This is a genomic window from Olivibacter sp. XZL3 (genome assembly GCF_004368405.1).
GTDB lineage: Bacteria > Bacteroidota > Bacteroidia > Sphingobacteriales > Sphingobacteriaceae > Olivibacter.
The window spans coordinates 1-25897 of the sequence record NZ_SBJH01000085.1; the positions used below are offsets into that span (position 1 = coordinate 1).

Sequence of the window (25897 nt, forward strand, 5' to 3'; positions counted from 1 at the left end):
ATAAAAAGCTTTAGGATTGCTTTTTAGACCGTTGAAACCCCTGTTTTTTGTCTCGAAAATTTATTTTGGACAGCTCTGAGCAAAAGTATGAAATTTATGTAAATCAGACACCCCAAGATTATAAACACCGTCAGCGGTCACCAAGGCAAACGTAAAATTAGTAGCATCATTAATAGCTCCCTGTTTATATAGCTCCGTCAATGCTACGATATCGCCCGCAGAGAAAATGGGAAGAAGACCATTATAATGAGAGTGAACAAATCCATCAATGGGATTTGATGGCGATGCGGTGATGTCTATGTACGGTTGATCCGGATTACCTGAGACATCATGCGTTGGATAATGAGGCGGGTTCGTTAGATCGTTTATCGAAAACATAAATCCCTTTTCGACGTTGCCACTTGTACTATTTTTTAAATCGGCTACCTTTCCTCTTAACGGATAGTTGTTAAGCCTTTTGGCTGTTGTGCAGGGGTTTTTTTCTATTGGGGTCTCTATCTCGTCGTCGGGACCGGGGTTATCACTGGTGTCATCTTCGCCCCCTGATCCACCGCCCCCACCGCCACCACCATCTCCAGGATCCCCTGGATTCGTAGGAGGCGGATATCCCCCTCCCCCGCCGTCACCGCCACCACAGTTTGTGGTACATACGGCTTCTCCTTCAGTATCTTGATCGAATGGGCCCGCACATATGGTATGACAGCTTTGCGTAGTAAAGGAGCGTGTTCCCATTGTTTCATCTTCCTTCAAAAGTTGATGGTTTTTAACATATCGGTACTGTCTCATTATTTTTCCTGTCCAATCTCTAATAATCAGTATGCCGCTAAATGTGCTTATATTTTTAATTGGATTCTCAAAAAAATCGTTATCAGGAATGCTCGTTACTACCTCGAGATGCATCGTTTCTTTTGAATCTTTATAAAACAAAGCGTAGGATACCTCGTCGAGCTTATATCTCCTCGCAGCGTCGTTTATAGTGAGCGTTGTATTGCGGGGATATACAATTGGAACCCGTAATGCCGGTCCTACCCTGGTTTCTTTTACGCTTGCATTTTTCCAGTCTAACGATGACTTTTTAAGAAGTTCGGAATAAAAGTTTGATTCTGTAAATTTAGCTTCACCGCTTCCTGTTCTCGTTAAGCTAGCTATTTTTGTTTCTCCTTTTGCGATTTGATTGACGGTTTTTTTATAAGTTGCTATAGCCTGTTCCGTCAGATTTTGTTGAACACCCACGCTCGAAGATTCTATTTGCTTTTTGCAGCTGTAAACCAACAAAGACAATATGAATAAAAAAAGCAAGATGTTTGTGCCCCGAAGGCCATTAAAAAGGTTTTTTTCTCTCATGTAAATAAAAAATAAGTTAAAAATTCAACAACTAATCCCTCTAAAGCTAACCTGCCCCGGGATGTATATAGTGGTGATAAATGATCAAGAGGCGTACTGTCATATAGTTCATACTAAAACAAGAATGATTAATTTATAGTATATTTAAACAACATAAACAGAGTAGTGACTAAGTGACTGCTCTCTATGTTAACCGCTGTTAGATCTCGGTTTAAATAGTCTTTTATAGTTTAAGTCATTTGTCAATGTGAAGTTATAGTAATAGAATTAAAGTGAGTAGTTTTTTACACGAAACTATGTTTTTCTTACACAAAAAGATGATTTTAATGATGATTATTGTTGGAACGGTCTAAAATCCATAGATTAGAGGGGAGATAATGGATAATCCTGTTGGGTTTTATAAGCGATTTCCTAATGGAGCGAGTTGCTGAGGAAAATCAAAGGATATAGTGAAAAGTTGGTCTTGTCTGTTCAAAATATAGAAGCAAGACCATTAATAGGAATCGGACAAAGGGTAATACGGATGCAAGCGGTGTAGCAGCGCCAATAACTATAATCATTTAAATTCCTACATACTATGGACAGTCATCAAAATAGATTTCCGGAAATTTTAAAAGAAAAGTAGATGAATGCTTATCCTAATATACTTCAGTCATTTTTTTTAGTAGCAATAATTGCAATTGTTCACGCTTTTGGGAAAAGGATTTTTTCGCCTATAGAAGATATTAGCCTTGCAATGATGTTAATCGGCTTCTTTAAGTGTTGCTTGTTGTTTTTGTTCTTGCTGCTTATGATCAGAAAGAATTATATGGAAAAATTGGAGTTTTCACTAAAAAGAGTAAACATAAACCCGCTTGTTGCAAGCGTTTTAGGAGTGGTTTGCATCTCGAATTTACCTATACAAGAGTTCAGCTTTTTTGACGAAGCTACAGTTTCAGATATAGGTGCTGATATTTTAGAAAGCCAAATTGATATTTTTAGCTTTAGTTATGTGGTGTTAGTTGCGCCTATATTCGAAGAAATCGTTTTCCGTGGAGTAATTCAACGCGGTTTATCTGAACGATATTCCCCTGTAGTTGGAATCTTAGTAGCTTCAGTGCTCTTTACGGTATTGCACGTTTCATTGATCGGAACCTTTTTGTTTAGTTTATTTATCGGCTGGATATATTCCCAAACTAAAAATCTATTATACTGCGTAATCATGCATGTCGCTGTAAATCTTGTCGCCTTTGGTATGAGATTCGTTATTTTTAAACAATATGTAACGATTGAAAGTTTGAATGACTTTCTTATGTCCAATAATTTTTGGATAGGCACTGTTTTATTGACTATATTCTTAGGATCGCTATATTATCTATATTTTACTTTTAGAGTATATAGTAATAAACTAGTTAACTCTAATAACGATAGCTAGTTCGCATTGCCAGAACCCTTCTTTTTTTTCGATAACGTTCTCGCTGATTTCTCCTTCTATTTTTGCTTATCAGCTAATTTTCCCAGTGATTTGGTATAGAAAAGGAACTTAACCCTTTTGATTACCAACCCTAAGTGAGAAGTTATGAAAATAAATTTGCCCTTTTGCATGCACATGACCCGATGTTTGGTGCTCATGACATTACTTTATCTACCCTTGAGGAATTATGCTCAAGAGCAGCAGGAAATCAGTGGTGTCGTTAACAGCCTATCCGAAAAAGCACCTATTCCGGGTGTCAGTGTTTATATCCAAGGATCACAGCAAGGTACGTCGACTGATACCAATGGACGTTTCGCCATCAAGGCAAAAGCGGGCGACGTATTGATATTCACGGCCGTAGGATATGAAACGAAGGAAGTGAGAGTAGCTGGCGAACGTGTACTCCACGTATCATTGGCGGAAGCCGCGGCGCAATTAAACGAGGTAGTTGTGACCGCCTTGGGTATAGAACGGCAAACGAAATCCCTAACCTATGCTACGCAGGAATTAAAAAACAGCGATTTAACGACTGTAAAAGATCCCGGTGGCAATGTGATGAACAGCTTAAATGGCAAAGTGGCGGGAGCGGTTGTAACGCCGGCAGCTACCGGTCCCGGCGGGGCCGTAAGGGTAGTGCTAAGGGGTAACCGATCGATCAGCGGAAATAATAATGCGCTCATCGTAGTGGATGGTGTGCCGATCGATAATACCATGACCACCGAGCAGGGCGGGGGCGGGTCGGCAAATACCGTAGCTACGCAGCAAAAAAGCTTAAGCAGTGGTTATTCGGGAAGTGATGGCGGAGCAAGCATTAATCCGGAAGATGTGGAATCAATTACGGTACTTAAAGGTCCCGCCGCTGCAGCATTATACGGAAGCCGTGCTGCAAATGGCGCATTGATGATTACCACTAAAAAAGGTAAAGATGGCGCTGTAAGTTTAAACTATAGTGGAGGAATCACCGCTGATCAACCGCTGTTGTTGATGGATTTTCAAAACACATATGGACGTGGTAATGGTGGGGAAAGGGGAGAGGATGCAGCCGGCAGTTGGGGAGCTCCTGCTACTACTTTTCCTGATAATGTACGGAATTTTTACAATACGGGAACGACGCTTAATAATTCGGTTAACATATCCGGAGGTACCGCCAAAATGCAGGGATATGCTTCTTATACCAATAACCTTATCAAAGGTATAGTGCCCGAGAACCAGTTAGACCGTAACACCCTCAACTTAAGACTTAATAATGAAATTTTGCCCGGTTTGACTACTGATTTAAAGATTACGTATCTCAACCAAAAAATCAAGAATAAGCCAAGGCTGGGAGATAATGGAGTAACTAACGAAGCGTTAATTATGCCGAGAGATTTGTCGTCAGCCGAATTAAAGCAGTTCGAGACCATTAATGAAGAAACCCTGCAGCCGCAGCCAAATTATTGGACCAATAGCTCGTTTTTCCAAAATCCGTATTGGGATGTTTACCGAATGTCTTTAAATGAGGAACGCAATCGTATTATGCTGGTTGGTTCGGTAAAGTACCAGCTCACTGATTGGCTTTTTGCGCAGGGACGCTATAGTCTGGATCGCTATGATGATAAAATTACCGGGGCCTTTTATCAAGGTACTTTACCTATTCCTACTTTGGCCGGAGGGCGCTACCAAGAGAATAACGTAAACCGATGGGAGCGGAACATCGATTTTTTGTTGTCCGGGATGAACAAGGTTGGAGCAGATTTTGGCATCAACTATAATCTTGGAGCGGCTTTGCTCAATAATAGCGGTTTCAATACACAGTCTTTAGCAAATGGCTTACGCATTCCAAATATGTTCGATCTTAACTTCGCTAGTACGCCCACTTTCGCTAATATCGTCGCAAGGAAGGAAATCCAATCGGTTTATGGAAGTGTCGAATTGAATTATAAGGAACAGCTATTTTTAGATGTGACGGCGAGAAACGATTGGTCTTCCACATTGCCCGCATCACATAGCTATTTTTATCCTTCGTTTGGGCTGTCGGGATTGCTCTCTGAAATGCTCAATTTGCCTTCTTGGGTAAGCTATGGGAAAGTGAGAGCCGCTTATACGCAAGTAGGAAACGATGCGGATCCCTACCTGTTGCAGCAAACATACACCTACAGTCCGGGTGCGGGTGACGGCTTTGTAGCACGTGACCAGATCAAATATATCAATGACCTGAAGCCGGAAAAAACGAAAGCTTGGGAACTTGGAACAGAATGGCGCTTCTTCGACGGGCGCTTAGGACTAGATGCGTCCGTCTATAAAACGAATACGGTTAATCAATTAATTTTTATAGGCCTGCCGCAACCTTCGGGCTATAATAACCAATACGTAAATGTAGGTGATATTGAAAATAAAGGTCTCGAGATAATGTTAACCGGAAATCCGATAAAAAAAGGAGCCTTAAATTGGAATACCACGGTGAATTTTGCCTTAAACCGAAATAGGGTAATATCGTTGTTGCCGGGTATCGAGCAAGCAAGTATATCGCCCTCAACTAATTTTGGAAGTTTGTTGATTAAACCTGGCGGTTCTTATGGTGATATTTATGGGTTCAAGTGGGCTCAAAATGCTGATGGACAATATCAAATCAACAATAACGGTCTTCCGGTTGTCCAGCAGTTGCAGCATATCGGCAATTTTAATCCCGATTACACCTTGAGTTGGTTAAACCAAGTGGACTATAAGAACTTTAATTTTTCTTTCATGGTGGATGGTCGGGTAGGCGGAACCATCATTTCCGGTACCGACGCGATGCTTGGGTATTTTGGGTTAGCCGACTATACGATGCCTTATCGGGACGGCGGCCTATTACTCCCCGGCATCCTTCCCGATGGAAGACCCAACGATGTGACAATCTCTGCTGAACAGCTATGGACACAGGTTTCTCAAGGGGGTACCAATGCCTACGGTGAGTTTTTTGCCTATGATGCTACTAATTTCAGATTGCGTGAATTATCAGTCGGATATACATTAAGTGTCAAAAACAGTCCAATAAAAACTGCCCGTTTTTCGCTCACCGGACGGAATTTACTCTTTTTCTATAGAGGAAAGTCGAAGTTGGATATACCGGGAATAGGAAAACGAACGCTACCGGTTGATCCGGAGGTGGCGATTGGCACCAGTAATTTTCAAGGTATTGAAAGCGGTATTTTGCCGTCAACACGCAGTTTTGGTTTCAATGTCAACTTATCGTTTTAATCTTTTGCAAATTGTATTATGAAAACATTTCTTATATATATCCTATTGCCAGCGGTATTGTTAATGGGCGCATGTACCAGTGATTTTGAGGAGATCAATACAAATCCTTCAAAACTGACAGAAGCAGGTTTGAGAGAACTTCCTTTTATGTTTTCCAGAGCGCAATCGGCCGCAACGATTCATAGGCCCTATTATCAGACGATTTCAATTTTAATGCCTGATCTGTATGCGCAATATTATGCATTGACAACAACAAGCTTCACTACCGATCGTTACGCATTAAACGATACATGGTTATCCCGTCCGGCCATTATTACTTACGTATTAACGATGCCCCAGCTACAGGCTATCTTCGATAATACGGAAACCACCTCTAGCGAATATGCCCTGGCGAACATTATGAAGGCATACACTTTCCATCGTTATACGGATCAGTATGGTCCTGTGCCCTATTTTAAGGCGGGGAGTACAGAAAGTAGTATCCCTTATGATTCGCAGGAGGCGATTTATGATGACCTGTTCAAGTGTTTGGATTCTGCTGTAACCAACCTGAAAGCGAATGCGATCAATAATGTATTCGGTAGTCAGGACTTGATTTACGGAGGCGATGTAAGCAAATGGATCAGCTTTGCCAACACGCTTAGGTTGCGTATGGCTTTGCGGATATCGGCTGTAGACCCTAATAGGGCAAAGCAAGAAGCAGAAGCGGCCGTAGCTGCCGGTGTAATGACTGATAACAGCCAAAGTGCAACAATTGAACGTTCGTTAAACGGTGATGACGCCAATGGTTTGGCATTCAATGCAGCAAACAATGAATTTAGTATGAGTTCTACGATGGCGTCTTATTTAAAAGGATATCAAGATCCCCGGCTGTCGATATATTTTCAGCCTGCAGTGGCCACAGGAGAATTTAAAGGTTTACGTAACGGATCTTCTGCTACCGCTGTTAACTTACCGGGAAATCGTCCGAATCAAACCTCCAATTTAGGCACAAAATGGGTAGAGCGGAATAGTGATGGCTCCGCTTGGGAGGCTCATTTGGACGGGCGGCAAGAAGTAATGGCGGCTGCGGAGGCCTATTTCTTACGGGCAGAGGGGGTGTTGAATGGATGGGATATGGGCGGAGGCAGCGCACAGGAATTTTATGAGAAAGGTATAGAATTGAGCTTGGAACAATGGGGCATTGATCAAGCAAGGGCTCGTACTTATATTAATAGCGATGCTTTGCCCGTTGCGCCCGGCGATGAAACAAATTCTCCGCCAGTAAGCAATATTCCTGTTCGTTGGGCAGGATCGGAGACTGTGCAACGCGCGCAGATTGCGACCCAGAAATGGTTGGCACTATTTCCAGATGGGATAGAGGCTTGGGCAGAATTCCGGCGTACCGGTCAGCCAACGATGTATCCCTTGCTACAATCTGATAATGCTGATTTGCCGGTCGGTACATTTATTAAGCGGTTGCCTTATTCTTCCGTAGAAATTTCAACCAACGGAGCAGCTTTGGAGGAAGGGAGGAAATTGTTGGGCGGTCCAGATAACGCAGCAACAAGAGTGTGGTGGGATGTAGATTAACTTGATAGAACTTATAACATGGGTGTAAAGCATCTTTACATTATTTTATCGCTTCTTATGGGAGTCTCGATAGTAAAAGCGCAAGACCGCTTGCCGAAAGTATTAGAAAGTGAAGAGCAACCTGACTTTATCGCAGAGCACTATAGGGAACTGGCTGCAAAAGCCTTCCGGAAACATACTGTTCCAGCAAGTAAACAGGCGTGGGTGGAACAAAGCGCTTTATTACGGAAACAGGTGGAAGAACACGCCGGCCTACGGCGGTTTGCCGATCTTGCTTTAGAACTGCGCGAGACCGGGTCTTCTAAAGGTCTCGGTTACGAGGTTAAAAATATCCGGTTTCAAACTCGGCCAGGCATTTACGCCACTGCCAATCTCTATTTTCCTGATGGAAAAGGGCCTTTTCCTGCCGTGCTGGTTACCCACGGGCACTGGCCCGATGCGCGTAGAGCTGAGATTTTTCAATCGGTAGCACAAACCTTGGTGAAATCGGGCTACGTTGCCCTTACTATTGACGCCTGGGGAGCTGGAGAACGCTGTACGGGCACGGAACAGGAGTACCATGGAGCCAACCTCGGCGCCTCACTATTTAATATCGGTACAACACTTTTAGGTATGCAGCTCACCGATAATATTCGAGCGGTAGATTTACTCTGTTCATTAAAGGAGGTTGATGCAACAAGAATCGGGGCGACGGGTGCAAGTGGAGGCGGAAATCAGACGATGTGGTTGGCTGCGATGGATCAGCGGATAAAGGCTGCAATTCCGGTAGTGAGCGTAGGCACCTTTCAGTCGTATATTTTCAATAGTAATTGTGTTTGCGAGCTACTGCCAAATGGATTGGTTTTTACCGAAGAGGCTGCCGTGCTGGGACTTATTGCGCCGAGGGCACTGAATATATTCAGTGCAAATCAAGACACCAACCCGTCTTTTGTGCCTCGAGAAATGTTGAGGAGCTTTAAAAATGCACAGTTAATTTTTGAAGTCATGGGCGCGAAGGATCAAATTACTTATCGGCGTTTTGAAACCGGACATGGGTATTGGCCTGAGATGCGGGACGCCATGCTCGGGTGGTTTGATCTTCAGTTAAAAGGGATAGGAAACGGGCAGGACCGCTCAGGCCCAAGGGTTGCTCCCGTGCCGGCATTGCAGTTGGCCACTTATCCTAATAAGGAGCGGGAAGCGGAGGTAGCAACAACGGCGACATTTTGCAAGTCGGAAGGCATAATGCTACAAGGCGCTCTTAAAGGAAGAGATGGTAACGCATCGGGACGTATGGCCGACAGCTTAAAGAATATTATAGGAGAAAGAGAGGCGAGGACAATAGCCCGGGTTGACAGGTTAGGTAAGGAGGACGGATGGAACAGAATGGTTTTGTATACCTCATCCGGACAAGCGATCCCATTTTTATGGTACCCCGCAACGGGCATACATCAAGCTTATCGTTTGTTTATTCATACCGGCGGGAAGGATAGTATCCCTCGGCTCGACATTGAACAAGCTAAAAAGAAAGGTGAAAATATCATTTTACTGGACCTCTGGGGAACAGGCGAGCAAGCTTCGCCCGTGGCAACAAAAATCGATGGACAGCTGCCCCCTTTCCACACCTTATCTAGATCGGCGCTTTGGCTGGGACGAACCGTTATTGGTGAATGGGAAGCGGATTTAGAGGGCTTGAATAATTGGATTCAGGAGCAAAAGCCTGCCCACTTAGCCATTCAATCTTATAAAGAAACGGCTATTGCCGCCTTAGCCTTTTCTGCATGGAATAACGTTGATGAGCTAATCCTTTATGATTGTCCTTACAGTTATCTATTCGATCAACGGGATGGCATCGATTTTTACACAATGGCGGTTCATGTTCCGAATATTTTGGCGTGGGGTGATGTAATTACATTATTAGCCTTAGGCGATACTCACATTGAAATGGTTAATGCGAGGAGTATGTCTGGAAAACCACTGGACAAGCACCATATGAAGGAATTTGAAAAGAGTTACCATGCTGTTCGGAAACAATTGGGCAGTAAATCGGAGGTGATTTTTAAAACCAAGAATTTTAAACTTTAGCATATTATGAACAAGAATCGTAGAAATTTTCTGAAATATACGGGGTTGGCGGGTTTAGGTTTGGCCGGAAAGGCTGTGTTTTCTGGCTGTGGCGAAGGACAAGCTAAAAAGTCGAAAGATAGCAGTGGCCGTCTGGATCATATTTTAGTACAAGCCCAAAAGGAACATCCACCGCACTTCAATATGTCGGGCTATGCGGCACCAAAGATCGATAACGTACGGGTCGGGTTTGTGGGCGTAGGGAATCGGGGTGGAGCCGCGGTTGAGCGCATGAGCTATCTGGAGGGGGTGGAGATAAAGGCTATTGGTGATATCCGCTCAGAAAAGGCAAAAGAAGCGAAAGGTCGCATTCAGCGTCCGGGCCATGACCCTGTGCTGTACACGAATGGAGCCGAAGACTGGAGAAAGCTGTGTGAGCGCGAAGATCTCGATCTGATTTATATTGCTACCCAATGGGAATTGCATACGCCTATTGCGGTGTATGCAATGGAACACGGTAAGCATGTGGCCGTGGAGATCCCTGCGGCGACCACAGTGGAAGACTGCTGGAAGCTGGTAGAGACATCAGAACGTACTAAAAAGCATTGCGTCATGCTCGAGAACTGCTGCTACGACTTTTTTGAATTGCTCACCTTGAATATGGTGCGACAAGGTTTTTTTGGAGAGTTAATACATGGCGAAGGTGCATATATCCACGATATATTAGCAAGTTTTTTTAATAAAGAGGCACGTTTTGACCTTTGGCGCTTAAAGGAGAACAGTAAACGTAATGGTAATTTGTATCCTACGCACGGATTGGGTCCTATTTGTCAGGCGATGGATATTAACCGGGGCGATCGTATGGACTATATGGTGTCAATGGCCTCTAATGACTTTTTGCTGGAGCCACTCGCTGAAAAATTGGCCAAAGAAGATTCTTTTTATCAGCAATTTGTGGATAAGCCCTTTAGAGGGAATATGAATACGAGTACGATCCGAACTAGCAAGGGACGTACCATTATGTTGCAACATGATGTATCATCCCCGCGACCTTACTCACGCCTTCATTTACTGAGCGGTACAAAAGCTACCGCACAGAAATATCCCTTACCTGCTAGAATCGCTACAAGCCACGAAGCTTGGTTCACAGATGCTGAAATGCAAAAGGTTGAAGCGCAGTATACCCCACCTATTGTTAAAAAGATAGGAGCGCTAGCCAAACAGATCGGAGGCCATGGCGGAATGGATTTTATGATGGATTGGCGTTTGATCGATTGCCTTCGTAATGGCCTGCCTATGGATATGGATGTATACGATGCGGCGGCGTGGAGTGTAATAGGTCCGCTAAGCGAGTGGTCGGTTGCCAATAGAAGCGCGCCGATTGATATACCCGATTTTACGAACAAGGCGTGGAAATCCAATAAACCGCTTGATGTCAGCTTATCGACAGGGGGAAATACAGGGGTAAAGGTGTAATTGTCATTTGAAAAATCAATATCAGTTTTATATGAATATTATTCGATCGAAGGGACCTAAAGAATTGGGTCTCGCTGCGGGAAAAGCGGCGGCAACGCTCATTAATCAGTGCATTCGTGAGCGCGGAGAAGCAAATATTATTTTAGCTACCGGGACGAGTCAGTTTGAAACGATTAATCAGTTGATACAAGAGTCAATTGATTGGAGTAAGGTGACCATGTTTCATCTGGATGAATATATCGGTATGCCTCTTACTCATCCGGCAAGCTTTCGTAAGTATCTAAAGGAGCGGTTCCTGGCAAAAGTTCAGCCGTTGAAAGCTGCTTATCTAATTAACGGGGAAGGAGATGCAGAAGAAGAATGCCAACGTTTGGCAGCCTTGATTCGGGAGCACCCCATCGATGTCGCTTTGGTAGGGATTGGTGAGAATGGACACCTTGCTTTCAACGACCCGCCTGCTGATTTTGATACTGAAGAACCTTACCTTATTGTGGATCTTGACGAACCATGTCGGATGCAGCAGATGGGCGAGGGATGGTTTAATGCACTGGACGAAGTGCCAAAGCAGGCAATCAGTATGTCGGTAAAGCAAATTTGTAAATCCAAGCACATTATCTGTTCGGTGCCTGATCGAAGGAAGGCCCAAGCGGTCAAAGACAGTTTGGAGCGGGAGGTGAGTAATCAGTACCCAGCCAGTATCCTTCAGACACATCCCCATTGCACTTTTTATTTGGATGAAGCCGCCGCTGCTTTATTGACATGAGTGAATTAAAGACGGACAATATGAAAGTGAGAAGCTACGAGCTGCGTAAACGGGATACGATTTTTTCCGTCGCTATCATCGGAACCTTGTTTTTTGTATTCGGCTTTATCTCTTGGGTAAATGCACTTCTTATTCCCTATTTTAAAATTGCTTGTGAGTTGACGCATTTCCAGTCTTATTTAGTTGCTTTTGCTTTTTATATTTCTTATTTAGTGATTTCACTCCCTGCTGGGTATCTTTTAAAAAGAGTTGGTTTTAAAAGGGGAATGATGATTGGATTCTGGATTATGGTTGTCGGCGCACTTATTTTTGTGCCCGCAGCTATGACTAGAACCTATCTGTTTTTTCTAGTTGGACTGTTTAGCTTGGGGGCGGGTTTGTCCATATTACAGACGGCAGCGAACCCTTATATAACGGTGATTGGCCCCAGGGAGAGCGCTGCACAGCGAATCAGCGTAATGGGTATTTGCAATAAAGGTGCTGGGATATTAGCTCCGCTTATTTTAGCTGCGGCTTTATTGCGTGAAGGAGATCAAGTGCTGTTTGATTCCCTGCCTTATATGGATGAGGTCAAACGCAGTGTTACGCTAGACGCCATGATCCGACGGGTGATCCTGCCATATAGTATTGTTGGAGCTGTGTTATTTGTATTAGGGATTGTGGTACGCTATTCGCCCTTACCGGAGCTGGATACGGAATATGAAGACGAGCACACTGTGGAGGCAAACGCTGGAAAAACCAGTATTCTTCAGTTTCCTCATCTTGTTTTAGGTGCGGTTGCTATCTTTTTACATGTAGGCACGCAGGTGATAGCGATTGATACGATCATAAACTATGCAGGAGGGATGGGGCTATCGCTGGTAGAAGCAAAAAATTTCCCATCTTATACGCTCACAGCAACCATCATAGGATATTTGGCGGGAATAGTTTTTATCCCCAGATTTGTTAGTCAGCTAACTACAATAAAGTGCTGTACGGGGCTAGGACTACTGTTGAGTATACTGATTATAAGTGTCAGGCATCCTGTCGATTTTTGGCATTATGAGGTAGACATTTCTATCTGGTTTGTGGTTTTGTTAGGCCTGGCCAATTCGCTCATATGGGCGGGGATATGGCCACTAGCTTTAGATGGCTTAGGTAAATTCACTAAATTGGGTGGTGCCATCTTGATTATGGGCTTGTGCGGTAACGCCTTGCTACCTTTGGGATATGGCATATTGGCCGATCAATATGGTTTGCGTTTTGCCTATATTATTTTGGTACCCTGTTACGTATATTTGATATTCTACGCATTTTTTGGATATAAATGGAGACGATGGATCGGATTAAAATTATAAATGGACACGTTATAGGTCCTCACCGGATATTGCCCCAAGGTGTTGTGGTGATAGAGGGCGATAAGATTGTAGCGGTGAGTGCGCATGACGTAGAGGTAGGGCACGCAAGTGTGATAGACGCCAAGGGCGCGTATATTGCTCCGGGCTTTATTGATATCCATGTGCATGGTGGTGGCGGGGCCGACTTTATGGACGGGAAGGTCGAGGCTTTTCTGCAAATCGCCAAAACGCATGCGCAATATGGCACCACTGCGATGGTGCCAACGACCTTAACTAGTACACAGGATCAGCTCATCAGAACGTTGGACTGCTATGAGGAGGCGCTCAAACAGAACCATAAGGGCGCTCAATTCCTGGGAATGCATTTGGAAGGGCCATATTTTGCGATGAGTCAACGGGGCGCTCAGGATCCACGCTACATCCGAGATCCGGATCCCAAAGAATATCATGAAATATTGAAACGGGCAGATCTTATTGCCCGATGGAGTGCCGCTCCGGAACGGGAGGGAGCACTGGATTTTGGTAGAACATTGCGAGAGAAAGGCGTACTGGCCGCTATTGCGCATACAGATGCAGTTTACGACGAAGTTTTACAGGCCGTAGATGCAGGTTATACCTTGGCAACGCATCTTTACTCGGGTATGTCGGGCGTTAGCAGGCGAAATGCCTTACGGTATGCGGGCGTGATCGAAAGTGCACTATTATTAGATGAAATAGATGTGGAAATTATTGCCGATGGCGTGCATTTGCCGGAGGGTCTGTTGAAGCTTATTTACAAGGTGAAGGGTCCCGAAAAGATCGCATTAATTACTGATGCCATGCGGGCGGCGGGTACAGAAGAGCAGACCAGCGTGCTGGGCGGTGAAGATCAGGGTATTGCAGTCATCATTGAAGATGATGTGGCGAAATTGCCCGACCGAAGTTCTTTGGCGGGAAGCATTGCCACGGCGGATCGATTGTTGCGTGTTATGTTGTCGAAGGGCGGCGCACCTTTATGCGAGGCCATCCGGATGTTAAGTGCTACTCCGGCTAGGATCATGGGCGTTTCGGCGCGGAAGGGGTCGCTTGTTTCCGGCAAAGATGCTGATATCGTTTTTCTGGATAAGGATTTTAAGGTAGTGAGAACAATAATTATGGGCAGAACAGTGTGGACAAGCGACTAGGCGGACGCGATCATTTTATTGTCCACTACGTTTTTACGATTGGTAGACTCCCTAATAATGAGTTTGCCCGGCAGTACGAGTTCTTTAGTAGGTAGGTTCTTTTTTTGAATGTGTTTTAATAGCAACTCACAGCTTTGGCGACCTATCTCAAAGGCCGGCTCGGCGATTGTACTCAACGATGGCGAGATAAGTGAAGAGGTGGGATCATTGGTAAACCCTATAACGCCAATCTGTTCACCGATCGCCACGTTTTTCTTTTTCAACGTTACACAGGCGCCGATAGCTTTGCGGTCGTTGATAGCAAATACAGCGTTAGGTTTTACTTCCAGAGATAGTAAGGTTTCCATATCTTGTTCCCCGTGCTCCTGCGAAAACCCCGTTGAAAGTATCCATTCCTCCCGAATAGGCAGGCAGTGCCTCTTCAAAGCATCCAGATAGCCAGAAAGTCTTCTCTCAGAAAAGACTTGTCCTTTAGGCCCTCCTAGATGGGCAATCTTCGTGTAGCCTGCCTCTATGAGATGCGAGGTAGCCTGATAAGCACCGTTATAATCGTCCTGCATTACCTTCGATACATTCATTTTGTCATTTACGCGATCAAAAAAGACAATCGGCATATTGGCTTGTTGAAGATCTTGGAGCGTTGAGCAGTCATCGCAGCACGTGGAAATCAAAAGCCCATCTAAGCTGCTTAAAGTAAGATCCATTAAGATTGAGTTTTCACGATCCGGACTGTCATTGGTAACAAAAAGGATGATGTTATAGCCGTTTTTATAGGCAGTTTCCTGTATCCCTGTAATGACGGTCGAGAAATAGTAATTCGTAATAAAAGGGATTACAATGCCGATATTATGCGTGCTTCCATTGGCCAGTCCTGTAGCATTGAAATTAGGCTTATAGTTAAGGGCGGCAGCCATATCCTGTACCTTTTTGCGGGTTTCCTGACTAACATCAAAGGTGTTACGTAAGGCGCGGGAAACCGTTGAAACGGAAATGTTCAAAGCTTTGGCGATATCCTTTATGGTTACAAAATTTGGCATATGCGTTGCATAGGTCGCTTTACGAGTACATTTAACAATACGGAAATTCCCCCTTAGGATAAGAATGATTTCATTAGTTAGCACGGTAAATGTAGGAATTTACCCGCTCAAATGCAATTTTTTGCGGTGCCTTTACGCACTGATAGCACCTCACTAGCTCTGCGGTAAGCGTAGAGCTAGTGAGGTGAAAGAAAAAGTAAAAATTATTTCTGTCGGAAGAAAATTTGAATGGGTACGCCGCTAAAGTCGAAATGTTCTCTCAGTTTGTTTTCAATAAAACGTTTGTATGGATCTTTAATATACTGCGGTAGATTGCAGAAGAAAGCAAACATCGGCGAGCGACCTGTGATTTGGGTTACATACTTTATTTTAATGTACTTCCCTTTTGTAGCCGGCGGTGGATAATTTTCAATAATAGGCAGCATCACGTCATTAAGCTTAGACGTTGCGATTTTTTTATACTTGTTTTCGTATACTTTCGAGGCGGCTTCTACCGCTTTAAAGATTCGTTGCTTTTCTACGACCGAGGTGAATATAATCGGATAGTCGGTAAAGGGCGCCGTTTTAGACTTTATTTCTTCTTCGAATTTCTTTATGGTTTTGTGGTCCTTATCCACTAAGTCCCATTTGTTTATGAGCAATACAATACCCTTTTTGTTTTTCTCTGCCAGGTGGAAAATATTCACATCTTGCGATTCGATCCCTTCTGTGGCGTCAACCATTAAAATTACAACATCTGCTTCCTCTAATGCTTTGATGGTACGCATTACCGAGTAAAATTCGATGTTTTCTTTCACTTTCGTTTTTCGACGTAATCCAGCGGTATCTATTAGCATAAATTCGTGTCCGAACTGGTTATAGTGAATTTGTATGGAGTCGCGGGTTGTACCGGCAATAGGCGTTACTATATTGCGTTCTTTGCCTATTAATGCATTGATCAAAGAGGATTTACCGACGTTTGGTCGCCCAACTATGGCGTACTTTGGTAAGCTATTTTCTTCTTCTTCGGTTTCATTAAAATGTTTGACCACCTCATCTAACAGCTCACCTGTACCAGAACCGGTCATAGATGAAATGTTATAGATTTCTCCTAAGCCCAAGCTGTAAAAGACGGAGGCATCGGTATGCAATTGATGGTGGTCGACTTTGTTAACAACAACAAAAACGGGCTTGTTGGAGCGACGCAAGAGATGAGCGATGTCATCATCTAAATCGGTAATACCGACGGTTACATCTACCATGAACAAAATGACGGAAGCTTCTTCGATTGCTATAAGTACTTGTTCGCGGATAGCCGCTTCAAACACGTCTTCCGAACCGTGTACATAACCTCCTGTATCGATTACCGTGAAGGTTTTTCCGATCCATTCAGCTTGCCCATAATGCCGATCGCGGGTTACGCCGCTGAAGTCATCTACGATTGCTTTTCTGCTTTCGGTTAAACGATTATACAATGTTGACTTGCCAACGTTTGGTCGGCCGACTATGGCAATGATATTAGACATTTTACTTTTTTTATCCCTTAATTGTTGTACCTGTTGTCTCTTGCTAATTAGCTAAGAGAGGTCTTATAAGCTGCAAAGTTAAGGATAAGGATTGACATTGTGAGGCTATGATGGATATATTGTCAAGGAAGGCGATCGTTAAAGGCGGTATCGAAGGCATATGAGTCGCCCGATGGCGTTGGCAAAGTCGTTGTCGAGCTCGGCATTTTTGAATATCCACATGCGTCCTTCCCGCTCTATTGTATAGGTGTTTTCGCCCAACAGAATTTCAATCTCGCTGGTAGATGCGGTGATTTTTGCAGGCTTCGCTACCCTAAAATAGTAATCGAGATTCTGATAGGTAATTCTGAATAACTGCCCTTTATAGTTTAATATATCTGCTATGCGATTGCTTTCCATAATCTGTTCTGCGTGCTAAAATACAAATATTGCTTCATAAAAGAACACAGCTTTTGGCAGTTTTTGATGCACAGATTTGGACCGTTTTTTCTCTGTTTTAACGCAGTTGCCCCGCTTTTGAGCGAATGGTTTACTTATTTGACTTTCGCGTCCAATAGCAATAACGGTGTATGGGTGTTAAAAGCTAGTTTTTTAGTAATGCTTTTGTGGAACAAGTCTTTGAAGAAGCCATAGTTCTTTTTAATAGAAATGATTAAATCTATTCGGTGTTCATGAGCGAACTGTAGGATGGCAGTGGCTGCGTCACGGTGTTCTATATAATCATAGCTTGGACTTAAATCGTCGAGTAATTCATGAAGCTTGTATTGTTCCGGTATGGTGTCTGCTATAAATTCTGAATCGGAGGCCTTAACATTGATAATATGAAGGTTCAATCCTAAAGCGGTTACGAAATGCCGGATGCTTTGCAAAGGTAAGGTCTCTTCGGTGCGTTTTAAATCACAAGCAAGCACAGCGCTAGTTAAAGGCTTAAATGTAGCTGATTTTGGCACCAAAAGTAAAGGGATGGTAATTTCTTTTGCTAAGCTCATGGCGTTGCTTCCGAATAGCACTTGTTCGAAATTACTTTTCCCGGTTGAGCCTACAACAACTAGTTCGGCTTGATATTCGGCTATTAATGTTTTAATACCGGAAATGAGCCCCTGATCGTTTAACTCGGCCTTGAAGCTCACTGGTTTTGAAGAGATTTGCGCGAGCTTTGTCTCTAGTGCTTTTATGGCATTTAGCGTTTTTTCTCGCTGCTTTTGAAGTTCTTCCGTCTGTTGGATCGGAAGATCCGTATTAACATATAATTCGTTATCATAAGAATGATAGATGATTACGGTGTCAATAGAAAGATAGGAGCTTAAGTGGGTAGCATATTGTGCGGCATTATTTGCTGCGTCTGAGAAGTCCGTCGCTATAATGAGAGATTTCATCCGTCTGTTTTTTTGTTTAGGAGTCTGTGATCCGTTTGTTGTATTCAGCTTTGATGGTCTAAACTTGCCGACTATAAACAAGCGTTTTATATAAAAAGATCATCGTTGGCTGCGCTTTAACCCAGAATATGCATTAGCTGCTGTTTTGGATCATTCCCTTTCGTTTTAATTCCTAACGCGTAATCTGGGTTTAATGGGAAACCTTACAAATACTTTCACATTAACAAACGGGGAACGAAGATTGTTTTCGTCGGAATGAAAATCATAAAATAAAAGCTTGTTGATGTGAGAACTCAAAGGGAGGGGCGAGTGGAGATTTCGCTGCACTAGCGATACTTCAAATAAGGAGAGGCCGTCTAAAAAAGTTTTAGACGGCCTCTCTCAGCAAGTTTTGAAGAGTTTTGTTAAACTAAAGCGTCAACGATTTCGTTGAGTGCTGAACTCGGTCGCATTGCTTTTGAAGCAAGTGTATCGTCTGGTGCGTAATAACCTCCGATGTCGACTTTGGTTCCTTGTGAGCTATTTAACTCCTCAACAATTTTCGCTTCATGCGCTGCCAGTTTCTTGGCTACCGGGCTAAATTGCTCGCTTAATTCGGTGTCTTTGTCTTGCGATGCCAAAGCTTCTGCCCAATATAAGGCAAGGTAAAAGTGACTTCCACGATTATCAAGCTCGCCCACTTTTCTTGAAGGCGATTTTTGATTATCCAAAAGTTTACCGGTTGCTTGATCCAAAGTATCAGCAAGCACTAAGGCTTTTGGGTTATTGTAATTTGTTCCAAGATGTTCCAATGATACGGCCAATGCCAAGAACTCACCCAGCGAATCCCAGCGTAAGTGTCCCTCTTCCAAGAACTGTTCAACATGTTTAGGTGCTGAACCACCGGCACCAGTCTCGAAAAGTCCACCGCCGTTCATTAACGGAACGATAGAGAGCATTTTAGCGCTGGTTCCCAATTCTAGTATGGGGAACAAGTCGGTTAAATAGTCGCGTAGTACATTTCCCGTTACAGAAATGGTGTCTTTACCTGCTTTAACGCGCTCCAAAGTGAATTCAGTCGCTTTTACAGGCGAGAGGATGTGAATTTCTAAACCAGCGGTATCATGTTCCGCAAGGTAGGTCTTCACTTTTTTGATAAGTTCGGCGTCATGAGGGCGCTCTTCATCCAACCAGAAGACGGCGGGCGTTTCTGAAGCGCGAGCACGGGTCACGGCAAGTTTTACCCAATCGCGGACCGGAGCATCCTTTACTTGGCACATTCTCCAAATATCGCCTGCTTCCACTTCATGCTGTAATAAAACATGGCCTTCGGCATCAATTACTTCTACCTTACCATCTGCTGTAATTTCAAAGGTTTTGTCATGTGAGCCATATTCTTCTGCCTTTTGCGCCATTAGCCCAACATTCGGAACCGTCCCCATTGTGGTTGGATCAAAGGCGCCATTTTTCTTGCAAAACTCGATAGTTGTTTCGTAAACGCCGGCATAGCTGCTGTCTGGAATGACCGCTTTTGTGTCTTGAAGCTTGCCTTCCGCATTCCACATTTGGCCGGAACTTCTAATCATTGCAGGCATGGAAGCGTCGACAATTACGTCACTTGGTACGTGGAGATTGGTGATACCTTTGTCTGAATTGACCATCGCTAACGCCGGGCCAGTAGATAGGACTTGTTGGATGGCTTTGTTTACGGCGTCTTTTTTATCGCTTGGAAGTTTTTCTATTGCAGCGAGGACATCACCCAGACCGCTGTTCGGATTGGCTCCGACAGACTTCAAGTCTTCATTGTACTGTTCAAACACCTCCTTAAAGAAAGCTTTTACAGCATGACCAAAAATAATAGGGTCGGAAACCTTCATCATGGTCGCTTTCATGTGTAAAGAGAATAACACCCCTTTGGCTTTAGCGTCGGCGATCTGTTCGTCCAAGAAGGACAGCAAGGCCTTTTTGCTCATGAGGGTAGCATCGATAATCTCGCCAGCTAATAGATGTGTTTTTTCTTTAAGGACGGAGGTATTGCCTTGTTTGTCGGTAAAGACAATTTTGACATCCGTTTCTTCGTTGATGGTTAATGATTTTTCATTATGATAAAAATCACCACTACTCATCGTCGCAACATGTGATTTAGAATCGGCTGACCAAGCCCCCATACTATGCGGGTGTTTTTTTGCAAAGTTTTTTACCGCCTTAGGCGCTCTGCGGTCTGAATTCCCCTCACGTAACACCGGATTAACGGCACTTCCTTTAACTCTGTCATATTTTTCCTTAATCGCTTTCTCTTGATCGTCTTTCGGCTCCTCTGGATAGTCCGGCAGCTTATATCCCTTTGCCTGTAGCTCTTTGATAGCTGCTTTCAGTTGAGGAACCGAGGCACTGATATTAGGAAGTTTGATGATGTTAGCTTCAGGTTGTGTTGCCAACTCACCTAACTCTGTGAGTGCATCAGAGACTTTCTGTTCTTCGGTTAAAAATTCGGTCATCACCGCTAGGATTCTTCCGGCTAATGAAATGTCTCTGATCTCTACATCAATGCCCGATGATGCAGTGAAAGCCCTAACGATAGGTAATAATGAATAAGTTGCTAAAGCTGGAGCTTCATCGGTCTTGGTGTAGATAATCTTGGATGTATTTGACATAGTATACTTAAATTTTATGTTTCGAAACAAAAGTTTGTCCGCGCTACTTCGCACGGATGCGGAGCACAAACTTATATAAATTGCTTTTATTATGCAATTTAAAAGAGATGCTACGGCTGTTTTTTAAGGTCAACGAAAATGAAATGAATAAAAAAAGCCGATCGAGAACGATCGGCTGTAGTAGCGGGGACACGACTCGAACGTGTGACCTTCGGGTTATGAGCCCGACGAGCTACCAACTGCTCCACCCCGCAGTATATTTTTATCAAGAATTGCTTTTCTACTGCTGAAAAACAATATTTGTTTCCGTTTGATTGGAGTGCAAAGATATATTTTGTTTCTTTGCTGTGCAAATAAAATTTAAAAAAAATGTCGCACAAAGCTGGATTTGTAAGCATAGTCGGGAAGCCGAACGCAGGGAAGTCAACCTTAATGAACTCATTAGTAGGCGAAAAGATGTCTATTGTCACGCCAAAAGCGCAAACAACCAGGCATCGGATTTTGGGGATTGTAAACGAGGACGAATACCAAATTATCTTTTCGGACACTCCGGGCGTCATTAAACCGGCTTATAGCTTGCAAGAATCCATGATGAATTTTGTTCAAGGATCATTGGTTGATGCCGATATCATTCTCTTTGTTACGGATATTAACGAGAAGTATGACGAGACCGACGTGATCGAGAAATTACAGAAGAGCAGTTCTCCGGTTGTCGTGCTAATAAACAAAATCGATAAATCAAACGAGGAAGAGGTAAAGGCAAAGGTAGATTATTGGGAGAAGACCTTAAACCCTGCGGCTGTTTTTGCTATCTCGGCGCTGCTAGGTCATAACATTCAGGCTGTTTTTCAGTTTGTGCTCGATCATTTGCCGATTCATCCGCCTTATTATGAGAAAGACGAATTGACCGATAAATCCGAACGTTTCTTTGTTTCCGAAATGATTAGGGAAAAGATCTTCAAGCTGTATGAGAAAGAAATACCGTATAGTACGGAAGTTATCATTACTTCCTTTAAAGAAGAAGAGCAACTGGTGAAAATCAGTGCTGAAATTATTGTTGAACGCGACTCACAAAAGAACATTATTATTGGCAAGGCGGGGAGTATGATAAAGAAAGTCGGTACTTATGCACGGCAGGACGTAGAGGAGTTTCTACAGAAAAAAGTATTTCTTGAACTTTTTGTAAAGGTTATCTCTGACTGGAGAAGCAAAAAGAATTACCTCAAAAGCTTCGGCTATGAACAATAGTAGCATGTAAAGGTTACGCAAAAGAAAAAGGAGCCGCAGAGAAAATCGTTCGTTCCCTCTAAGGCCTCCTTTTTGTGTGCTATTGTCAAAATTTTTGATCGTCCGCACTCGGGCCATAACTGCCGGGTATCGGTATATTTAAAAGTCTTAGGTAAACACCCAATTGTGCACGATGATGAGCGGTTTGGCTGAATGCCTGTCGGATCATACCGTATTTTGTTCCCTCCCACAAAATAGCTTCGCCATTACGTAAAACCCATCGTTTTTCTAGATCATCAGGATGTACCCGTGTAAGCGCCTCGTCGCCTTGTTCAAGCGATTTTTCAAAGATTACCCTGAGTTCTATGTTGTTAGAAAAAAGAGTGGGTGTATATTCATTGGCCGCAAAATCCAGCTCGCCCATGTCTACCGCCATGGCAATCCAAGATGGTAGTTCGGCGATATGCACAGCAAGGTCTTTCATTTTCATGCTTTTTTCATGCGGTGCCCAATTGTATTTCGCTTCCGGAACAAGTGTTAGAAATTTTCGCGTGGTTTCCGCTTCGCTCATTAGTTCTTTTTTTAATGCTTGTATCAAATCCATATTCGTATTGGTTTTATTTGCTACAAATAAAATCGGTCTCGCTGACAAGGGTATGTCAGTGGGGAACTAAATAATTTTATTTTCTTCGATTAGCATATTTGCTAAGCGGTCGTCTCTATCATAGATGTCTTTCCTAAAATTTATTTTCCCCTCTCTGTCGATAAATGCGGTGAAATAAGCGATGAAAACCGGAACTGTTTTTTTCAGGGTTACGTATTTTTCTTTTCCTGCATGCATTGCTTCCCGGATGGACGCTTTATTCCAAGTGGAATCATTTTTCAGCAGAAAGTTGGCGAGTCTTTCGGGTTCACTTACGCGGATGCAGCCATGACTAAAAGCTCGACTGGCTTCACTGTATAGTGATTTGGCAGGACTGTCGTGCAAATAAATGTTATAGCTATTTGGAAATAGAAATTTCACCAGGCCCAAAGAATTTTTAGGCCCGGGTTTTTGTCTCACCGTAGGGAGGTCGCCACTTTTACCTACAATTTCCATATTGTGTTTCGCAAGGTAATTTCGATCTTTACGCATTCCGGGCATGATTTCATTCCTGACGATGCTCGGTGGTACGTTCCAATAGGGGCTGAAAACAACGTATTTTATGTCGCCATGGAAGATGACGGTTTTGTGTACCGCCTTACCTACTACAACATTACAGCTCCAGAGTAAACTGTCCGCATGGTAGACATGTAGCTTAAATTCCGGAATATTGACTGCTAAATAATCGCTATTCAAACTTACAGGTAGCCATCGGCTACGTTCCATATTCACAATAATCTGTTTTATGCGCGTTTCAGGGTGCACATTCAATTCGCTGAGGGTTCCATTTCCGATGGTACCATCGGTAGTTAAACCATGTCTGGCTTGAAAGGATTTGATGCCCGCAAATAATGCGCTGTCAAATCGGTTTGTGAGGGTGTCACCTTTATAATCCCCTAAGAAGAGTAGTCTTTTCTTAATCTCAAGCAGTACAGAGGATGAGTCGCCTGGTTTATAGCTTTTTTTGTCGGCTACAATTTTGTTCCACTCATGTTTGGAGGCCAATTCCCGATATTTCTTCAAGAATCCTCTCAACTGCTCATATTGACGATACACTGGTTCAATTGCGGCCTCCGTTTTATTGACCGGATGTTGTAAAATGCTGTCAAGATAATCGGCATAAGATACTTTTTTCTTAGGGACAAACCAATCGTTTGCCTTTACGCCGGCATCGTCCGTCATTCCTTGCCAAGCAATATTGGCAAAAAGAAAGTACTGAGACGTCAACATAAATTCTAATTCCTCGTCAGTCCTTTTGGTGTCTTTATGCTGGTTATGTGTGTCTATGAGCGAATCTAGTTCCCTGCTATAAGGGAGTGCACGGTCAATTCCTTCATCTTTTAGATTGAGCATCCGATCAGTTAAATTTCCGGCCTGCTCTATGAGGCCATTTTTATCAAACCAGGCAAAGGTATGCTGTCTCTGCTGATAAAATTTCTCTACGTTCTCCCGGTAGGGTTGTAAATCTCTGTATTTTTCAAAGAACGTTTCGAGGCGTGCGCTGTCGAAATTTAAGTCGGCTTGTTCGCTGAAGTTTCCGGGTATCGTTTTATTCCAATCTTCTAGTGCCTGTTTTTGCAGCGAATCGGTTGGGGTTCTTTTTTTCTGTTTTGCATTCGGGTTACATCCAAGCCAAAATAGAGGGAAGAGCAATACGAAAAGTGAGTGTTTGCGCATATTCATATCGTGCAGTTTAAACGAGCGTTTTATTTATGGTTACTGTAAACAGTGAATTTTTAGTCTGCCTTTAAAGCAGATTGTCAATAAAATTTGATCTCATATTCTTAACGCAGAATACGCATTAGCTCATGAACTGCAATAAAATGCTCCTTTACATCCATTTCGATAGCTCATTCGCCATACCCCGGTATGTCTCATTCCCTATTTCATGCATGGTTTGGATCATTCCCTTTCGTTTTAATTCCTAACGCGTAATCTGGGTTTAAAATTTTTTATCTAATAAAAGTAAGAAATTTTCCAGCTATCAATGCGGTACTGGACAGAAAAAGCAAACAGCGAGGTATGCATCGGTGGCCACGCGTCTAGGTTTCGTAAGCGGTTCTCGTAATATGGGTCTGTGGCGTTAACGAATTATTAAAAGTGAAATTTCTCTAAACAAAAGAAGCCAATAATCGTAACCTATATACTTTATTGTTTATTAAAAGATAGTGTATTATGGGAACATTAAATGAAAGAAAAGTAGCAATTTTAACAGAGGATGGATTTGAAGAAGTGGAATTAACGAGTCCTAAAGAAGCACTTATTGAGGCCGGAGCAACCGTTCATATTATATCTCCAAAAGAAGGCACAGTGCGTGCTAAAGAGGGAGATGAATGGAAAGGAGATTATCCCGTTGATAAAAATCTAAAAGAGGTGTCGGCCAGCGATTATGACGCACTCTTATTGCCAGGAGGGGTTATAAATCCAGATAAATTACGAACAAATCAGGACGCGCTGAATTTTGTTAAGGACTTTTTTACTGCTGGGAAACCTGTAGCTGCTATTTGTCATGGTCCGCAGACGCTGATTGATGCGGAGCTTGTAGAGGGTAGGAAGATGACTTCGGTGGCCGCTATTAAGAAAGACTTAATAAATGCCGGTGCGGAATGGGAGGATAGTGAGGTGGTGACGGATCAAGGATTAGTAACCAGTCGGACGCCGGAAGATTTGCCTGCCTTTAATGCAAAAATTGTTGAAGAATTTGCAGAGGGCAAGCACGAAGGCCAGCACGCGTAAGCGGATAGAGGGGGCTTATGCCCCCTTTGTTTATGGCTATAATTAATATAGTGTCTGAATAAAGTTTCCGAAAGGCTTATAACGCTACTGCAGTTGGCCATTATGACTTTCTCCGCGTGGTGTAAAAAAACGCATTGGTTTCTAGGGAGATGCGGATATAGTTGGTGAAAGTGCTGCGGGATATTTGCAGATACGGTAATAATGCGTACCTTTGCCGTCCCATCAGGGAGGCGGGCATTCCGCTGACGGAGATGGGGTCGTTTTTTGAGGGCTGCGGAGCGGGTGAGAGAGAGGGAAGGCAGCGGGGTGCGGACAGCGGAAAAGGGAGGAAAAAATATTTTAAAAAATATTTTGGAGAAAAGAAAAAAGC

At 43.3% G+C, this 25897-nt stretch carries 19 protein-coding genes and 1 tRNA gene; 11 read left to right on the forward strand and 9 right to left on the reverse strand.

What is annotated here, in order from left to right:
- Nucleotides 1-60 precede the first annotated feature (60 nt).
- Nucleotides 61-1344, reverse strand: a complete 1284-nt coding sequence (locus EPX21_RS22785) for a hypothetical protein (protein WP_166670808.1) — start codon at nucleotides 1342-1344, stop codon at nucleotides 61-63.
- Between the two features lie 625 nt (nucleotides 1345-1969).
- On the opposite strand from EPX21_RS22785, the gene EPX21_RS17840 reads away from it, so the two are divergent.
- The 8 genes from EPX21_RS17840 to nagA all read left to right on the forward strand — a co-directional run bounded on the left by EPX21_RS17840 (nucleotide 1970) and on the right by nagA (nucleotide 14370).
- A complete protein-coding gene (locus EPX21_RS17840; RefSeq protein WP_134091044.1) occupies nucleotides 1970-2758 on the forward strand; it encodes a CPBP family intramembrane glutamic endopeptidase in 789 nt (262 codons plus the stop codon).
- A 144-nt stretch (nucleotides 2759-2902) separates the two neighbouring features.
- Nucleotides 2903-6016: a SusC/RagA family TonB-linked outer membrane protein gene (locus tag EPX21_RS17845; RefSeq protein WP_134091045.1), complete on the forward strand. Its 3114-nt coding sequence runs from the start codon at nucleotides 2903-2905 to the stop codon at nucleotides 6014-6016.
- An 18-nt stretch (nucleotides 6017-6034) separates the two neighbouring features.
- Nucleotides 6035-7588 (forward strand): SusD/RagB family nutrient-binding outer membrane lipoprotein, encoded by a 1554-nt coding sequence (locus EPX21_RS17850; protein WP_134091046.1) that lies wholly within the window; start codon nucleotides 6035-6037, stop codon nucleotides 7586-7588.
- 57 nt (nucleotides 7589-7645) lie between these two features.
- Nucleotides 7646-9652 (forward strand): S9 family peptidase, encoded by a 2007-nt coding sequence (locus tag EPX21_RS17855; protein ID WP_166670809.1) that lies wholly within the window; start codon nucleotides 7646-7648, stop codon nucleotides 9650-9652.
- Between the two features lie 6 nt (nucleotides 9653-9658).
- Nucleotides 9659-11107: a Gfo/Idh/MocA family protein gene (locus EPX21_RS17860; RefSeq protein ID WP_134091048.1), complete on the forward strand. Its 1449-nt coding sequence runs from the start codon at nucleotides 9659-9661 to the stop codon at nucleotides 11105-11107.
- 31 nt (nucleotides 11108-11138) lie between these two features.
- Nucleotides 11139-11870 carry a glucosamine-6-phosphate deaminase gene (locus tag EPX21_RS17865; RefSeq protein WP_134091049.1) on the forward strand — a complete coding sequence of 244 codons (732 nt, stop codon included), beginning with the start codon at nucleotides 11139-11141 and terminating at the stop codon, nucleotides 11868-11870.
- A 20-nt stretch (nucleotides 11871-11890) separates the two neighbouring features.
- Entirely contained in the window at nucleotides 11891-13207 is a 1317-nt protein-coding gene (locus EPX21_RS17870) for a sugar MFS transporter (protein ID WP_134091050.1), read from the forward strand.
- A complete protein-coding gene (gene nagA, locus EPX21_RS17875) occupies nucleotides 13186-14370 on the forward strand; it encodes an N-acetylglucosamine-6-phosphate deacetylase (RefSeq protein ID WP_134091051.1) in 1185 nt (394 codons plus the stop codon). The genes EPX21_RS17870 and nagA overlap by 22 nt, the downstream gene beginning before the upstream one ends.
- On the opposite strand, the gene EPX21_RS17880 is transcribed toward nagA, so the two are convergent.
- The 6 genes from EPX21_RS17880 to EPX21_RS17905 all read right to left on the reverse strand — a co-directional run bounded on the left by EPX21_RS17880 (nucleotide 14367) and on the right by EPX21_RS17905 (nucleotide 21175).
- Nucleotides 14367-15407 (reverse strand): LacI family DNA-binding transcriptional regulator, encoded by a 1041-nt coding sequence (locus EPX21_RS17880; RefSeq protein WP_134091052.1) that lies wholly within the window; start codon nucleotides 15405-15407, stop codon nucleotides 14367-14369. The genes nagA and EPX21_RS17880 overlap by 4 nt on opposite strands.
- A gap of 203 nt (nucleotides 15408-15610) precedes the next feature.
- Nucleotides 15611-16912, reverse strand: coding sequence for a ribosome biogenesis GTPase Der (gene der / locus EPX21_RS17885; protein ID WP_134091053.1), 1302 nt, complete (start codon nucleotides 16910-16912; stop codon nucleotides 15611-15613).
- Nucleotides 16913-17050: 138 nt separating this feature from the next.
- Nucleotides 17051-17311 carry a hypothetical protein gene (locus EPX21_RS17890; protein WP_134091054.1) on the reverse strand — a complete coding sequence of 87 codons (261 nt, stop codon included), beginning with the start codon at nucleotides 17309-17311 and terminating at the stop codon, nucleotides 17051-17053.
- Nucleotides 17312-17445: 134 nt separating this feature from the next.
- On the reverse strand, nucleotides 17446-18288 hold the full coding sequence (locus EPX21_RS17895; RefSeq protein WP_134091055.1) for a universal stress protein: 843 nt from the start codon (nucleotides 18286-18288) through the stop codon (nucleotides 17446-17448).
- A 404-nt stretch (nucleotides 18289-18692) separates the two neighbouring features.
- Nucleotides 18693-20921, reverse strand: coding sequence for an NADP-dependent isocitrate dehydrogenase (locus tag EPX21_RS17900; RefSeq protein WP_134091056.1), 2229 nt, complete (start codon nucleotides 20919-20921; stop codon nucleotides 18693-18695).
- 181 nt (nucleotides 20922-21102) lie between these two features.
- Nucleotides 21103-21175 (reverse strand) — tRNA-Met (locus tag EPX21_RS17905).
- 115 nt (nucleotides 21176-21290) lie between these two features.
- Between EPX21_RS17905 and era the strand changes: the two genes are divergently transcribed.
- Entirely contained in the window at nucleotides 21291-22169 is an 879-nt protein-coding gene (gene era / locus EPX21_RS17910) for a GTPase Era (RefSeq protein WP_134091057.1), read from the forward strand.
- Nucleotides 22170-22254: 85 nt separating this feature from the next.
- Here era and EPX21_RS17915 read toward each other — a convergent pair whose 3' ends face one another.
- Both EPX21_RS17915 and EPX21_RS17920 read right to left on the reverse strand, forming a co-directional pair.
- Nucleotides 22255-22752 (reverse strand): DinB family protein, encoded by a 498-nt coding sequence (locus tag EPX21_RS17915; RefSeq protein ID WP_134091058.1) that lies wholly within the window; start codon nucleotides 22750-22752, stop codon nucleotides 22255-22257.
- A gap of 66 nt (nucleotides 22753-22818) precedes the next feature.
- Nucleotides 22819-24474, reverse strand: a complete 1656-nt coding sequence (locus EPX21_RS17920) for a murein L,D-transpeptidase (protein ID WP_134091059.1) — start codon at nucleotides 24472-24474, stop codon at nucleotides 22819-22821.
- A 492-nt stretch (nucleotides 24475-24966) separates the two neighbouring features.
- On the opposite strand from EPX21_RS17920, the gene EPX21_RS17925 reads away from it, so the two are divergent.
- Together EPX21_RS17925 and EPX21_RS22965 are read left to right on the forward strand one after the other, a co-directional pair.
- Nucleotides 24967-25527 (forward strand): type 1 glutamine amidotransferase domain-containing protein, encoded by a 561-nt coding sequence (locus EPX21_RS17925; RefSeq protein WP_134091060.1) that lies wholly within the window; start codon nucleotides 24967-24969, stop codon nucleotides 25525-25527.
- A 170-nt stretch (nucleotides 25528-25697) separates the two neighbouring features.
- Nucleotides 25698-25897, forward strand: a 200-nt coding sequence (locus EPX21_RS22965) for a hypothetical protein (protein WP_206106102.1), incomplete at its 3' end; no start/stop codon positions are given.

Excerpts from the sequence above, each read along its gene's own strand:
- EPX21_RS22785 (WP_166670808.1), bottom strand. The coding sequence starts at position 1,344 with ATGAGAGAAAAAAACCTTTTTAATGGCCTTCGGGGCACAAACATCTTG.
- EPX21_RS17840 (WP_134091044.1), top strand. The coding sequence starts at position 1,970 with ATGAATGCTTATCCTAATATACTTCAGTCATTTTTTTTAGTAGCAATA.
- EPX21_RS17845 (WP_134091045.1), top strand. The coding sequence starts at position 2,903 with ATGAAAATAAATTTGCCCTTTTGCATGCACATGACCCGATGTTTGGTG.
- EPX21_RS17850 (WP_134091046.1), top strand. The coding sequence starts at position 6,035 with ATGAAAACATTTCTTATATATATCCTATTGCCAGCGGTATTGTTAATG.
- EPX21_RS17855 (WP_166670809.1), top strand. The coding sequence starts at position 7,646 with ATGGGAGTCTCGATAGTAAAAGCGCAAGACCGCTTGCCGAAAGTATTA.
- EPX21_RS17860 (WP_134091048.1), top strand. The coding sequence starts at position 9,659 with ATGAACAAGAATCGTAGAAATTTTCTGAAATATACGGGGTTGGCGGGT.
- EPX21_RS17865 (WP_134091049.1), top strand. The coding sequence starts at position 11,139 with ATGAATATTATTCGATCGAAGGGACCTAAAGAATTGGGTCTCGCTGCG.
- EPX21_RS17870 (WP_134091050.1), top strand. The coding sequence starts at position 11,891 with ATGAAAGTGAGAAGCTACGAGCTGCGTAAACGGGATACGATTTTTTCC.
- nagA (WP_134091051.1), top strand. The coding sequence starts at position 13,186 with ATGGATCGGATTAAAATTATAAATGGACACGTTATAGGTCCTCACCGG.
- EPX21_RS17880 (WP_134091052.1), bottom strand. The coding sequence starts at position 15,407 with ATGCCAAATTTTGTAACCATAAAGGATATCGCCAAAGCTTTGAACATT.
- der (WP_134091053.1), bottom strand. The coding sequence starts at position 16,912 with ATGTCTAATATCATTGCCATAGTCGGCCGACCAAACGTTGGCAAGTCA.
- EPX21_RS17890 (WP_134091054.1), bottom strand. The coding sequence starts at position 17,311 with ATGGAAAGCAATCGCATAGCAGATATATTAAACTATAAAGGGCAGTTA.
- EPX21_RS17895 (WP_134091055.1), bottom strand. The coding sequence starts at position 18,288 with ATGAAATCTCTCATTATAGCGACGGACTTCTCAGACGCAGCAAATAAT.
- EPX21_RS17900 (WP_134091056.1), bottom strand. The coding sequence starts at position 20,921 with ATGTCAAATACATCCAAGATTATCTACACCAAGACCGATGAAGCTCCA.
- era (WP_134091057.1), top strand. The coding sequence starts at position 21,291 with ATGTCGCACAAAGCTGGATTTGTAAGCATAGTCGGGAAGCCGAACGCA.
- EPX21_RS17915 (WP_134091058.1), bottom strand. The coding sequence starts at position 22,752 with ATGGATTTGATACAAGCATTAAAAAAAGAACTAATGAGCGAAGCGGAA.
- EPX21_RS17920 (WP_134091059.1), bottom strand. The coding sequence starts at position 24,474 with ATGAATATGCGCAAACACTCACTTTTCGTATTGCTCTTCCCTCTATTT.
- EPX21_RS17925 (WP_134091060.1), top strand. The coding sequence starts at position 24,967 with ATGGGAACATTAAATGAAAGAAAAGTAGCAATTTTAACAGAGGATGGA.